Consider the following 12,901-nt stretch of genomic DNA (forward strand, 5'->3'; position numbering starts at 1 on the left):
GGCGGGCAACCTTGCGCCGACGCCCACCCCGCCGCACATCCCGGGCGTGGAGCCGCTTCCCCTGCCCGAATGGCGCGTCAGCCCCGGCCTGTCGCCCTATGCCGAAACGCTGGCGGCGATGGAGGCGCGCGCCGCCGCCGTCGCGGCCGGTGCGGCGGGCGAGCTGATCTGGCTGCTGGAGCACCCGCCGGTCTATACCGCCGGCACCAGCGCCGCAGCGTCGGAACTGATCGATCCGCGCTTTCCGGTGGTCGCGGCGGGGCGCGGCGGCCGCTATACCTATCACGGCCCCGGCCAGCGGATCGGCTATCCGGTGCTCGATCTCAACCGGCGCGGGCGCGACGTCCGCTGCTACGTCCATGCGCTGGAGGGCTGGGTGATCGCCGCGCTCGCCCGGCTCGACGTCGCCGCGTTCCGCGCGCCCGGCCGGGTGGGGATCTGGACGCTCGACCGGGGCCGCGAGGCGAAGATCGGCGCGATCGGCGTGCGGGTCAGGCGCTGGGTCACCCTGCACGGCTTCGCGGTCAACATCGCGCCCGATCTCACGCATTTCGAAGGAATCGTGCCGTGTGGGCTGGCGGAATACCCCGTGACGAGCCTCGCCGCCCTGGGCCGCCAGGGCGATCTTGCAACTTTTGACGCGGCGCTGGCGTTCACCGCGGCCGAGTTCCTGCAAACTCTTTCTTGTCCGCACAAAATCGAGGCTTGAGGGACTTGCGCGTAGCAGTTAATACCCACGGCGATTTGGGAGTTTCGAGCAGCCAAGCCGGTCCAAATCCTTTATCATTAGGGAGCTTCATATGCGTGCACTCATTTCCAAGGTCCTGACCGGCTCGGTCCTCGTCGGCGCGGCACTGGCCGTCTCGGCCTGTGGCCCCAAGGCCGACACCACCACGACCGACAACACCATGGTCACCGACATGAACGCCACTGGCGACACCGACACGATGGCCACGGACAACATGACCTCCGTCGACAGCGGCGCCAACACGGGGGCAATGGCCAACGACACGGCGATGTCGAACGACACGATGTCGGCCAACGACACGATGTCGGCGAACACCACCGGCAACATGTAATCTCGTTCGCTAGGCGAGCGTGCGATGCGGGGCCGTCCGGGATGCCGGGCGGCCCTTTCTCGCGTGTGGCGCGGGCGTTCGTCGCAACAGTGTGGCAATCGGGCGGCTCAGCACGCTGGAAAGGCTTGGGTTTGGATTCGCCAGGGGGTAGAATCCGTCCAAGTCACCGCTTCAGTGGAGGAAGCCGCCCCCATGATCGTCTCCCGCCTCGCCCTCGCCGCCGCCGCTGCGTTCGCCCTCGCCGGGCCGGCGGCCGCGCAGTTCCACCTCCAGAGCCACCGGTTCGACGGCGCGACGGTGACGGGCGGCGAACCCGGCGTCCTCAGCCAGAAGCTGCCCGACGCGACGCCCGCCGAAGTGCGCGCCGCGATGGTCTGGAACATGCGCGCCGCGCTCAACGTCGCCGCGCTGCAATGCCAGTTCGAGCCGACCCTGCTCACCGTGCCCAACTACAACGCCGTCCTGAAGGACCACGACGCCGAGTTCGACGGATCGCAACGGATCCTGACCAAATATTTCGCCCGCACCAACAAAGCCGCCGGCGCGGGGCAGAAGGCGCTCGACCAGTTCGGCACCCGCACCTATTCCAGTTTCGTCACCGTCGGTGGCCAGCTCGGTTTCTGCCAGACGGCCGCGGCGATCGGCCGCGACGCGGTGTTCCAGCCGCGCGGCCAGTTCGGCGCCCTCGCGGCTGACCGGCTGCAGCAGATGCGCAACAGCCTGTTCGGCTCCTGGGGAGACGAGGTGCGCCCCGGCTTCGTCCACGTCGCCGACGGCACCGCGCTGCCGCGCTTCGATCCGGTGTGCTGGGACAAGAAGGGGCTGTGGGTCGCCAAGAAGTGCGGCGCGCTGGCCTGGCCTCCGGCGCCGGTGGCGACTGCCGCGAACTAGGATCAGCGCAGACCCAGCAGCTTGTGGGTCTGGAGCGACAGCCGCCAGCGCGGCTGCGCCATGATGAGCTCGACGCAGGCGGCGCGGTTCGCCTCGGCATCCCCGTCGTCGAGCGGCTGGATGAGGCGGTGGGCGAAATCCCAAGTATCCAGCGCCGCCAGATCGGTGCCCGGCTGCGGCCAGACCAGCTTCAGCTCGTCGCCCGCACGCTGGACCACGCTGCTGCCTGCCTTGGGACTGATGCATAGCCAGTCGATGCGCGGATGCGCGGGCAACGTGCCGTTGCTCTCCATGGCGATACGGAAGCCACGCGCGTGCAACGCATCGACGAGCGCATCGTCCACCTGGAGCATCGGTTCGCCGCCGGTGAGCACGGCGAAGCGGTCCTCGGTCCCCGCGCCCCAGAACCCCTGCGCGGCGTCGGCCAGCGCGTCCGCATCGGCGAAGCGGCCGCCGCCCGCGCCGTCGACGCCGACGAAATCGGTGTCGCAGAACCGGCACACCGCGGTTGCGCGATCCTGCTCGCGGCCGGACCACAGGTTGCATCCGGCAAAGCGCACGAACACCGCACGCCGGCCGGCGTTCACGCCTTCCCCCTGGAGCGTGAGGAACATTTCCTTGACGGCGTAGCTCACGGGACCTGCGCGTAAGCCGTCGGATCGGGGACGCCGGCGTCGAGGAAACCCTTGTGGCGCAGCCGGCAGCTGTCGCACCGCCCGCAGTGCAGGCCGGCCGGGGTCGGATCGTAGCAGGACCAGCTCAGCCCCAGATCGAGCCCGAGCCGCATCCCCTCGCGCACGATGTCGGCCTTGGTCATCGCCTGGAGCGGGGCGTGGATGCGGAACGGGCTGCCCTCCACGCCGGCCTTGGTGGCGAGCTCCGCCAGCCGCTCGAAGCCGGCGATGAACTCGGGCCGGCAATCCGGATAGCCCGAATAGTCGAGCGCGTTGACGCCGATGAACAGGTCGCGCGCGCCGGCCGCCTCCGCCCAGCCGAGCGCCAGGCCGAGAAAGATCGTGTTGCGCGCCGGCACGTAGGTGACGGGGATGCCGGGCTCGACGCCGCCCTTGGGCACGGCGATGTCAGCGGTCAGGGCCGAGCCGCCGAACGCCGACAGATCGAGCGGCAGCACGATGTGCCGCTCCGCTCCGAGCGCGGTGGCGACGCGGTGTGCCGCGTCCAGCTCGACGCGATGGCGCTGATGGTAATCGATCGAGAGCGCGAGCAGGCCGAAGCCGTCCGCACGCGCGCCGGCGGCGGCGACCATCGAGTCGAGCCCGCCGGAAACGAGCGCCACGGCGAGCGGTGCGGTCATGCCATCGGAGCTAGGCGCGCCCCTGCCGCGCCGCAACGAAAAAGGGGCCGCCCGAAGGCGGCCCGAGGCGTTCATCAAGGGAGAAAAGCGTGCCGAAGCACGGGAGCCGGATAGCCGGGGAGAAATGAAGACCAGGTTAATAGGGATCAGGCGATCGTGGCTCGGCGGGCACGCGGAACGCCTGCGCGCAGAAGGCGCAGTCGACTTGGATCATGCCGTCCGCGTCCGCCATCGCGGCCCGCTCGTCGGCCGGAAACCGCGCCAGCACGCCCGCGATATGGTCCGGATCGCAGCGGCAGCCGCGCGCGACGGGTGTGGCGGCGAGCACGCGCACCTCGTCCTCGTTGAACAGCCGCCACAACAGCGTTTCCAGCGGCAGCGCCGGATCGGCGAGCTCGGTCGCCGCGATGGTCTGGCCGAGGATGGCGACATGCTCCCATTCGGGGTGATCGAGCCGCACGTGCAGCCGCTCGCGCCCTTCCTCGCCCTCGGGCAGGTGCTGGAGCAGCAGCGCGCCCGCGATCGTGCCGCCGTCCGCGCCCCGACCGATGCCGACGCGCACCAGCGTCGGGATCTGCTCGGATTGAACGAAATAATGCTCCGCCGCCGCCGCCAGCGTCGCGCCGTCGAGCGGCACGATCCCCTGATACCGCTCGCCCGTGGACGCCAGGTCGAAGGTGATGGCGAGATAGGCCGCGCCGAACAGCGCCTGGACGTCCGGCTCAACCGGCGCCGCGGCGAGTGCGACGGCGTCATAGTCGACGTAACCGCGCAGCTCGCCACCGCGATAGTCGCAGACCAGCAGCCGCACGACGCCGGCCTCCGCGCGGGTCTGCATCGTCAGCTGGCCGGACGGGTCCTTCAGGGTCGCGCCGATCAGCGCCGTCAGCGTCAGCGCCTCGGCGAGCAGGCGCTCGATCGCGGGCGGATAGGCGTGCGCGCGCAGGATGCTGTCCAGCGTCGCCCCGAGCCGGACGAGGCGGCCACGCGCATGGCGACCGGGGATGGCGAAACCGAGCGCGCGGTCGATATCTGCTGGCGTTTTGATCATGCCGTCAGGTGGTGATCGCGCGCGTCCCGATCAACCGAGCCTCCGTCTAGCCGATCTGGCCGAAGCACCAGCGCAGGATGCTCTTCTGCGCGTGCAGGCGGTTCTCCGCCTCGGGCCAGATTAGCGATTGCGGGCCGTCGATGACGTCGGCCGTCACCTCCTCGCCGCGATGCGCGGGCAGGCAGTGCAGGAACTTCGCGTCGGGCTTCGCCGCCGCCATCAGCGCCGCGTCGACCTGATAGGGGGCGAGCGCCCGGAGCTTGGTCTCGGCATGATCCTGGCCCATCGAGATCCACGTGTCGGTGACGACCACGTCCGCGTCCGCCACCGCCTCGCGCGGGTCAGCGACGACGCGGGCCCGCCCCGACGCCGCCGCGATCGCCGCCTCGGCGGGCTGGAACCCCTGCGGGCAGGCGGCGACCACGTCGAACTGCAGGAGGGACGCCGCCTCGACGATCGAAGCGAGCACGTTGTTGCCGTCGCCCAGCCAGGCGACCTTCAGCCCGGGCAGCGCCTTGCCGGTTTCCAGAATGGTCAGCAGGTCGGCCATGATCTGGCACGGATGCGACGCGTCGGTCAGGCCGTTGATGACCGGGACGGTGGCATGGGCCGCCATCTCCGCCAGCTTGGCGTGCTGGTCGGTGCGGCACATGATCGCGTCGCAATAGCCGCTCAGCACGCGCGCGGTGTCCGCCACCGTCTCGCCGCGGCCGAGCTGGCTGGTGGCGCTGTCGAGCACCAGCGCCGCGCCGCCGAGCTGGCGCATCGCCACGTCGAAGGAGACGCGGGTGCGCGTCGAGTTCTTCTCGAACACGCAGGCGAGGACATGCCCAGCGAGCGGCGCGTCGGCGTCCGCCCTGCCCTTCGGCCAGCCGGCCCGCGCCGCCTTGCGGTCGAGCGCATCGGCGAGGATCGCGGCGACCCCGTCGGCGCCGGCGGAGGAGAAAGAGAGGAAGTGGCGCACGGCTATTCTCCTCCCCCGCTCCGCGGGGGAGGGGGACCATGCGAAGCATGGTGGTGGGGGGCTGCCGCGCCAGCGTCGGCTTCGCCGCCGCGCCCCCTCCACCACGCCGCTGACGCGACGCGGTCCTCCTCCCCCGCAGAGCGGGGCAGGAGTAAAATCGCCTCAGTCATCGCTCGGCGTCACATACACGCGCGCCGCCGCGCTCAGCGTCTCGACGCATTCGGCGATGTGGTGCTCGTCGATCACCAGCGGCGGCAGGATGCGCACGACGTTCTCGCCCGCCGACACCGTCAGCAGCCGGTACTCGTCGCGCAGGAAGCCCACGAACGCGCGCGCCTCGACCGGCGGCTTCAGCTTGAGCCCGAGCATCAGTCCCTTGCCGCGCACCTCCTGGAACAGGTGATCGTGATTGGGGATCATCTGCTCCAGCGACGCCCGCAGCCGCTCGCCCATCGCGCCGACATGCGCCAGGAAGCCGGGCTCGCCCATCACGTCCAGCACCGCCTCGCCGGCCGCCATGGCGAGCGGGTTGCCGCCATAAGTCGAGCCGTGGGTGCCGACCACCATGCCCCTGGCGGCCTGCTCGGTCGCCAGGCACGCGCCGAGCGGGAAGCCGCCGCCGATCCCCTTCGCCACCGCCATGATGTCGGGGACGATTCCAACCTGTTCGTGGTAGAACATCGTGCCGGTGCGCCCGTAGCCACACTGCACCTCGTCGAACACCAGCATCAGGCCATGCGCATCGCAGGCGGCGCGCAAGCCCTGCAGGAACGCGTCGGTGCCGACCGACACCCCGCCTTCGCCCTGGATCGGTTCGACCAGGAAACCCGCGGTGCGGTCGTCGACGAGCGCCAGCGCGGCGTCGAGATCGTTGAACGGCGCATAGACGAAGCCGGGCAGCAGCGGCTCGAAGCCGTCGCGCATCTTCGCCTGGTTGGTCGCCGAGATCGCGCCCAGCGTGCGGCCGTGGAACGCCTGGTTGAAGCAGATCAGCGTGTTCCGCTGCGGGTTGCCCTCCGCATGGTGGAAGCGGCGCGCGGTCTTGATCGCGCATTCCACCGCCTCGACGCCCGAATTGGTGAAGAACACCGTGTCGGCGAAGGTGAGGTCGACCAGCCGTTGCGCCAGCCGCTCGCCCTGCGGGCTGCCGTAGAGGTTGGAGACGTGCATCAGCGTCGCCGCCTGGCGGGCGATCGCCTCGACCAGCTTGGGATGCGCGTGGCCGAGCGCGTTGACCGCGATGCCGGCCGCCATGTCGAGATACTGCGTCCCGTCCTCGCCATAGAGGTAGCAGCCCTCGCCTCGCACCGGCCTCACCCCGCAGCGCGGGTAGACGGGCATGAGGGGGGTGATCGCCACGGTACGAGCTCCTAACGCGAAAGGGCGGCCCGCGCTGGACCGCCCTCTCCCGTCATACCGGCGCGACCGGAGCGTCACAACCCCACGTCACCGGCGCGTCGCCCTCCGTTAGCGCAGGGGCCGATTCACGCCCTGGCCGGCACTCTGGCACGACGCCGCATCGTGCCGCCGATCAGGCCGAACCCGGCGACCGTCATCGCCCAGGTCGCCGGCTCGGGCGCTGCGGAGGCGTCGCCGGCGACCGGCGTTTCGAAGCGGATCGTCCAATCCGGGTCGAACGCGCTCGTGGTCGTGAACCCGATGCTATAGGAACCCGCCGCCAGGCTGCGCGACAGGAAGCCGGAGAAACTGTTGGCGTTCGTCAGCGACACCGTGGTGAGCGGGTTGAGAGGGTCGCCGCTCGCGTAGAGATTGAAGCTGAACGTCGCGGCCGGGTCCGCCCCGGTCAGCGCACCCAGTGCGGTGAAGTCGCCCCCGGCCCAGTCGAAGCCGACATAGGCCTGCGGTCCGTATTGGCCGGAGATGTGTCCGCCGACGTCGGTGACGGCGGTGCCGGAGAGCCGTTGCGGGTCGTCCGGGGTGCCGCCGGCATATTCGCGCGGCGCATAACCGGCGCCATCGCCGTTGCCGAAGGTAATGTTGTCCACGTCCACGCCGCCGCCCGGACTGGACAGCGTGACGCTCGTGCCGGCATGATCCGCGATGAAGCCGATATACGAGAAGGTCGGGTAGCCGTTGATCGGCAGGGTGACCGTGTCGCTCCCAAATGTCAGCGAAATAGGCGCGCCGCCCGCGACGTTGAAACCGAAGGCGTTCCCCGCCGTGGCCACGCTGAACGTGGCGTCGGTCGGGGTTCCTTGCTGGATCTGCAAGTAGGACCCCGGGCCGTAGGCGTTGTTGTTGCTGGAGAAGATGTAGTCGTTGGTGCTCCGCACCGTCACGCCATGGTCGGACAAGCTCCCCGGGCCGTAGCTGCGACCGCCGTAGAAGCCATTGCCCAGAGCATTGAGATCGGCGGTGACGGACCGTTCGAGCGCGGCGATGAACTCGCCCTGATCCGTATAGATCCTGACCGACGCGGCGCTGGCCGAAGATAGACCAACCGTCGCAATCGCGCACACCAGCAAACGGAGTCGCATCTGTTCCCCCTCAACGCCGAGGCGCGACTCGCGCGCGCCGTCGTCAAGCAGAACCGCGATGGCGGTGCCGCGCATCACCCAAATGGAGTAGATGACGCTGACGCCGTCATGCGTCGATTGCCTCCTCTTCCAGCCGCCCCGCATTCTCCTGGATGAAGGCGAAGCGGTGCGCGGGGTTGTTGCCCATCAACCGGTCGACCAGGTCGCGCACGCCGGCGCGCTCCTCATATTCCTGCGGCAGGGTGATGCGGATCATGCCGCGCGTCCTGGGGTCCATGGTGGTCTCGCGCAGCTGCATGGGATTCATCTCGCCCAGCCCCTTGAAGCGTGAGACCTCCACCTTCTTGCCCTTGAACGGTCCCGCCTCGATCGCAGCGCGGTGCGCATCGTCGCGGGCATAAAGCGACTTCGCGCCGCTCGTCAGCCGGTAGAGCGGCGGCTGGGCGAGGTGGAGGTGGCCGCGCCGCACGAGGTCCGGCATCTCCTGGAAGAAGAAGGTCATCAGCAGCGTCGCGATGTGCGCCCCGTCGACGTCGGCGTCGGTCATGATGACGACGCGCTCGTAGCGCAGCGCCCCCACGTCGCAATCCTTGCGCGTGCCGCAACCGAGCGCCTGGATCAGGTCGGCGATCTCGGCGTTCGCGCCGATCTTCGCGGCGGTCGCGGACGCCACGTTCAGGATCTTGCCGCGGATCGGCAGGATCGCCTGCGTCTTGCGGTCGCGCGCCTGCTTGGCCGAGCCGCCGGCCGAATCACCCTCGACGATGAACAGCTCGGTCCCCGCGGGGCTGTCGCTGGCGCAGTCGGTCAGCTTGCCGGGCAGGCGCAGCTTGCGCGCGGAGGTGGCGGTCTTGCGCTTGACCTCGCGCTCCTGCTTGCGGCGGAGGCGATCCTCCATGCGCTCGACGACATAGCCGAGCAGCGCCTTGCCGCGATCCATGTGCGCCGAGAGCCAATGGTCGAAATGGTCGCGCAGCGCCTTTTCCACCAGCCCCGCCGCCTCGGGCGAGGTCAGCCGGTCCTTGGTCTGCGACTGGAATTGCGGCTCGCGGACGAAGACGGAGAGCATCAACTCGGAGCCGACCATCACGTCGTCGGCGGTCAGCTCCTTCGCGCGCTTGTCCTTCACCAGCTCGCCGAACTGGCGCAGGCCGCGCACCAGCGCCTGGCGCAGCCCCTGCTCGTGTGTGCCCCCGTCGGGCGTCGGGATGGTGTTGCAATACCAGCTGTAGCTGCCGTCGCTCCACAGCGGCCAGGCGACGGCCCATTCGACACGGCCCGCCCCAGCTCCATCCGAGGCCTTCGGGAAATCCTGCGCACCCGAGAAGAACTCGGCCGTCGCGCACTCGCGCCCGCCGACCTGCTCGCGCAGATGATCGGCGAGCCCGCCGGGGAACTGGAACACCGCCTCGGCGGGCGTGTCGTCGCCGAGGAGCTCGGGCGCACACCGCCACCGGATCTCGACGCCGGCGAACAGATAGGCCTTGGACCGGGCGAGCCGATACAGCCGCTGCGGCTTGAAGTGCAGCTCCGGCCCGAAGATCTCCGCGTCGGGCGTGAAGGCGACGGTCGTGCCGCGCCGGTTGGGCGCCGCGCCGACATGCTCCAGCGGCCCCAGCGTCTGCCCGCGCGCGAACCGCTGGCGATAGAGCTGGCGGTCGCGCGCGACCTCCACCACCGTATCGCTCGACAGCGCGTTGACCACCGACACGCCCACGCCGTGGAGACCGCCCGACGTCGCATAGGCCTTGCCCGCGAACTTGCCGCCCGAGTGCAGCGTCGACAGGATCACCTCCAGCGCCGACTTGTCCGGGAACTTCGGGTGCGGATCGACGGGGATGCCGCGGCCGTTGTCGACAACCGTGAGCCGGTTGCCCGGCTCCAGCGTCACCTCGATCCGCGTCGCATGGCCTGCCACCGCCTCGTCCATCGCGTTGTCCAGCACCTCGGCGGCGAGGTGGTGCAGCGCGCGCTCGTCGGTGCCGCCGACATACATGCCCGGCCGCCGCCGCACCGGCTCCAGCCCCTCCAGCACCTCGATGGCGGAAGCGTCATAGGCGCCCGAGGTCGCGGGCGGGGAAGCGAACAGGTCGTCGGCCATGGGGAACGTATGGGGGACGCGGGAGCGACGGGCAAGCTGCGGCCGTCACGCTCCGCCGTCGGCGGACCACCTTGGGCCCGCCGCGATCCACGCTTGTGGAATATAGTGGAAGTTCGGGGAAACCGGGCGGCAGCAGCGCTGCCCCTTGCGTCAGCGCACGCGTGGCCCGCCGAACGGCAGCGGCGGCGGCGCGCGGCGATCGCGGCGCGGCAGCTGCGCCTGATAGGCATGCCCGCAATGCGCGACGCAATAGGGGAAACCGGGATTCACCTTGTCGCCGCAGAAGTGGAAGTCGGGCTCGCCGGGATGGCCGAGCGGCCATTTGCAGATGCGGTCGTTGAGGTCGAGCAGCGAGGTCTTGCCGGCGACTTCGGATGAAGGCTTGGCGGGGACCAGCCGGCGCGGCGGCGCGGGCTGCGACGGCGGCTGCTGCTCGCCCGGCGTCTGACGCACGAAGCCGCCCGGGCCGACCGAGCGCATCACCGGTGCCGGCGGCAGCGGCGGCGGCGAGGGCGACGGGGCGGCATCGTCGTCGACCTCGATCGTGGCGGGTTCCGCGGGCGCGGCCTCGCGCACCGGCTCGGGCGCGGGCGGGGGTGGCGGCGCGACGGGCTCCGGCTCGGGCGCGACGGCCTCCGGCTCGTTGGGCCTGACCGGCGAGGGGCGCGCCTGCAGCCCCAGGCGATGCGCCTTGCCGATCACGGCGTTGCGGCTGACCCCGCCCAGCGCGTCGGCGATCTGGCTGGCGGTCTGCCCCGCCTCCCACATCGTCTTGAGCTGGTCGATGCGGTCGTCGGTCCAGGACATGCACGTTCCTTAAAGCGTTGCGGGCGGCGGCCCCAGCGGTTACCCGCCCCCCATGAGCACCCGGCCACCCTCTGCGATCGGACATGCGCCCGGCGAGCCGGTGATCCGCAACGTCAATTGGGGCGGCCTGAAGACCCTCTATGTGAAGGAGGTGCGCCGCTTCTTCAAGGTGCAGCTCCAGACGCTGTGGGCGCCCGCGGCCACCACGCTGCTGTTCCTGATCGTCTTCACCGTCTCGACCGGCGCGCGGCGGCCGGTGCAGGTGGGCGGCACGGTGATCCCCTTCGCCGATTTCATCGCGCCCGGCCTCATCATCAGCCAGGGCATGATGGGGCCCGCCTTCGCCAACGCCAGTTTCTCGCTGTTGGTCGGCAAGATCCAGGGCACGATCGTCGACTATCTCCAGCCGCCGCTCTCGACCGGCGAGCTGCTGACCGCGCTGGTCGGCGGCGCGATGACGCGGGCGTTCCTCGTCGGGCTGATCTGCTGGGCGGCGATGGCGCTGTATCCGGGCGTCCACGTCACGCCGGTGCACCCGCTGGCGGTGCTGTGGTTCGGGTTCATGGGCGCCGCGTTCCTGGCGCTGCTGGGCGTGCTGACCTCGATCTGGGCCGAGAAGTTCGACCATGCCGCCGCGGTCACCAACTTCGTGATCGCGCCGCTGTCGCTGCTGTCAGGCACCTTCTATTCGGTCGACCGGCTGGCGCCGGCGTTCCGCGCGTTCAGCCACGCCAATCCGTTCTTCTACATCATCTCGGGCTTCCGCTACGGTTTCCTGGGCTTCGCCGACTCGCCGGTGCGGCTGGGCGGCGCGATCATGCTGGTGGCGGACGCGGCGCTGGCGATGCTGTGCTATGCGCTGCTGCGGAGCGGGTGGAAGCTGAAGAACTGAGCCATTCGTCGGCGAGCAGCCCCCAGATGAGCGAGTCGCGCACGCCGAGATGCGTCCGCCATTCGCCCCGCAGCCGCCCCTCCAGCGTGAAGCCGAGCGCCGCCAGCAGGCGGTTGGAGGCGGCATTGTCCGGGTCCGTGTCGGCGAACACGCGGCGCAGCCCCTCGGCGCGGAATAGCCGGTCGAGCAGCGCCGCCACCATCTCGCGCGCCAGCCCGCGGCCCCAGTGGGCGCGCACCAGCGAATAGCCGATCTCCGCCACCTCGCCCGGCCGGGTATCGTGGACGGACGCCGTGCCGATCGCCCGGTCGTCGTCGGCCAGCGTCGCGACCCACATGCGCCAGCCCTCGGCCGCCAGGTTGCGCGTCAGCTTCGCGCGGGTCTGCGCCGGATCGGTGTGGGGCGCGTGCGACCAGTAGCGCATCGCCGCTTCATCGGCATAGCCGGGGTGCAGCGCCTCGGCATCGTCGACCCGCGCCGGCCGCAGCCGGAGCCGCTCCGTCGCAAGGATCGGCGTCATGCCGTCAGCGCGTCGACCAGCGCCTGCACCTTGCGCTGGCGCCATTGCGGCAGCGGGGCGACCAGCCAATAGCCGTGCGCGCTCGGCCGCGCCTCGTCCAGCGCGACGACGCGTCCGGTGCCGAGGTCGGTGCGCGCGAGCAGCTCGGGCACCGTCGCGCGGCCCAGCCCCGCCGCCGCGGCGTCGATCGCCAGCCCGGCATCGCCGACCTGCAGCGGGGCGGTAGGATCGGGCAGCCCCGGCCAGGCGATCGTCCCCGCCGCGCCGCCGCCGGGCGCGGCGACCGTCACCAGCCCCTCCGACTCGATCGCCTCGCCCTCCTCCGCCCCCGGCCCTTCGCCCCAGCGCACCGCCAGATCGAGATTGGCCTCGGCGAAGTCGACCGCCCCGTCGGCGGCGAGCAGCACGAAGCGCAGCTCGCCGTCCGCCGCCGCGATGCGGGCGAGGCGCGGCATCAGCCACTTCTCCGTCACGTCGCGCGGCGCCGCGATCGTCAGCGATTTGGAGGTCTGCCCCGCCTGCATCGCGCGCACCGCCTCCTCGAAGTGGAGGAAGCCGTCGCGCAGCGGCTCGAGCCCCGCGGCCGCCTCGGGCGTCAGCTCCAGCCCGCGCGTGGTGCGGCGGAACAGGACGACGCCGAGCATGTCCTCCAGCGCCCTGATCTGCTGGCCGACCGCGGCCGGCGTAACCGCCAGCTCGTCCGCGGCGCGGGTGAAGGACAGGTGCCGGGCGGCGGCGTCGAGCACGCGCAGGCCGTTGAGCGGGAGGTGGGTGCGCTTCACC

General features: G+C 70.7%; 14 protein-coding genes. 4 read left to right on the forward strand and 10 right to left on the reverse strand.

The features are described 5' to 3' along the window. The first annotated feature begins 46 nt into the window (after window positions 1–46). The 3 genes from lipB (at window position 47) to ACFE64_RS01500 (ending at window position 1,970) form a co-directional block, all read left to right on the forward strand. Window positions 47–709 carry a lipoyl(octanoyl) transferase LipB gene (gene lipB, locus ACFE64_RS01490; RefSeq protein WP_375390675.1) on the forward strand — a complete coding sequence of 221 codons (663 nt, stop codon included), beginning with the start codon at window positions 47–49 and terminating at the stop codon, window positions 707–709. A 91-nt stretch (window positions 710–800) separates the two neighbouring features. Then, complete coding sequence (locus tag ACFE64_RS01495) at window positions 801–1,079, forward strand: hypothetical protein (RefSeq protein ID WP_375390676.1); 279 nt, start codon at window positions 801–803, stop codon at window positions 1,077–1,079. 192 nt (window positions 1,080–1,271) lie between these two features. Further along, entirely contained in the window at window positions 1,272–1,970 is a 699-nt protein-coding gene (locus ACFE64_RS01500) for a hypothetical protein (protein WP_375390677.1), read from the forward strand. A 2-nt stretch (window positions 1,971–1,972) separates the two neighbouring features. Here ACFE64_RS01500 and queE read toward each other — a convergent pair whose 3' ends face one another. The 8 genes from queE to ACFE64_RS01540 form a co-directional block, all read right to left on the reverse strand. Beyond that, window positions 1,973–2,605 carry a 7-carboxy-7-deazaguanine synthase gene (gene queE / locus ACFE64_RS01505; protein ID WP_375390678.1) on the reverse strand — a complete coding sequence of 211 codons (633 nt, stop codon included), beginning with the start codon at window positions 2,603–2,605 and terminating at the stop codon, window positions 1,973–1,975. Next, window positions 2,602–3,285, reverse strand: a complete 684-nt coding sequence (queC, locus tag ACFE64_RS01510) for a 7-cyano-7-deazaguanine synthase QueC (protein ID WP_375390679.1) — start codon at window positions 3,283–3,285, stop codon at window positions 2,602–2,604. The genes queE and queC overlap by 4 nt, the downstream gene beginning before the upstream one ends. A gap of 136 nt (window positions 3,286–3,421) precedes the next feature. After that, window positions 3,422–4,336 (reverse strand): Hsp33 family molecular chaperone HslO, encoded by a 915-nt coding sequence (locus ACFE64_RS01515; protein WP_375390680.1) that lies wholly within the window; start codon window positions 4,334–4,336, stop codon window positions 3,422–3,424. Window positions 4,337–4,382: 46 nt separating this feature from the next. Next, on the reverse strand, window positions 4,383–5,300 hold the full coding sequence (gene argF / locus ACFE64_RS01520) for an ornithine carbamoyltransferase (RefSeq protein ID WP_375390681.1): 918 nt from the start codon (window positions 5,298–5,300) through the stop codon (window positions 4,383–4,385). Between the two features lie 162 nt (window positions 5,301–5,462). Further along, entirely contained in the window at window positions 5,463–6,659 is a 1,197-nt protein-coding gene (locus tag ACFE64_RS01525) for an aspartate aminotransferase family protein (RefSeq protein WP_375390682.1), read from the reverse strand. A gap of 125 nt (window positions 6,660–6,784) precedes the next feature. Continuing rightward, window positions 6,785–7,873, reverse strand: a complete 1,089-nt coding sequence (locus tag ACFE64_RS01530) for a PEPxxWA-CTERM sorting domain-containing protein (RefSeq protein ID WP_375390683.1) — start codon at window positions 7,871–7,873, stop codon at window positions 6,785–6,787. Window positions 7,874–7,904: 31 nt separating this feature from the next. Then, the gene (parE, locus tag ACFE64_RS01535; RefSeq protein ID WP_375390684.1) at window positions 7,905–9,899 is read right to left on the reverse strand and encodes a DNA topoisomerase IV subunit B; all 1,995 of its coding nucleotides are present in this window, start codon (window positions 9,897–9,899) and stop codon (window positions 7,905–7,907) included. A gap of 150 nt (window positions 9,900–10,049) precedes the next feature. After that, a complete protein-coding gene (locus ACFE64_RS01540; protein ID WP_375390685.1) occupies window positions 10,050–10,706 on the reverse strand; it encodes a GcrA family cell cycle regulator in 657 nt (218 codons plus the stop codon). A 52-nt stretch (window positions 10,707–10,758) separates the two neighbouring features. Here ACFE64_RS01540 and ACFE64_RS01545 point away from each other — a divergent pair, with 52 nt between their 5' ends. Next, the gene (locus ACFE64_RS01545) at window positions 10,759–11,598 is read left to right on the forward strand and encodes an ABC transporter permease (RefSeq protein ID WP_375390686.1); all 840 of its coding nucleotides are present in this window, start codon (window positions 10,759–10,761) and stop codon (window positions 11,596–11,598) included. On the opposite strand, the gene ACFE64_RS01550 is transcribed toward ACFE64_RS01545, so the two are convergent. Further along, the gene (locus tag ACFE64_RS01550; RefSeq protein WP_375390687.1) at window positions 11,522–12,118 is read right to left on the reverse strand and encodes a GNAT family N-acetyltransferase; all 597 of its coding nucleotides are present in this window, start codon (window positions 12,116–12,118) and stop codon (window positions 11,522–11,524) included. The two genes, ACFE64_RS01545 and ACFE64_RS01550, sit on opposite strands and share 77 nt — an antisense overlap. Then, complete coding sequence (locus ACFE64_RS01555; protein ID WP_375390688.1) at window positions 12,115–12,900, reverse strand: LysR family transcriptional regulator; 786 nt, start codon at window positions 12,898–12,900, stop codon at window positions 12,115–12,117. The genes ACFE64_RS01550 and ACFE64_RS01555 overlap by 4 nt, the downstream gene beginning before the upstream one ends. Window position 12,901 lies beyond the last annotated feature (1 nt).

It is taken from the genome of uncultured Sphingomonas sp. (assembly GCF_964250165.1).
Classification (GTDB): Bacteria; Pseudomonadota; Alphaproteobacteria; order Sphingomonadales; family Sphingomonadaceae; genus Sphingomonas.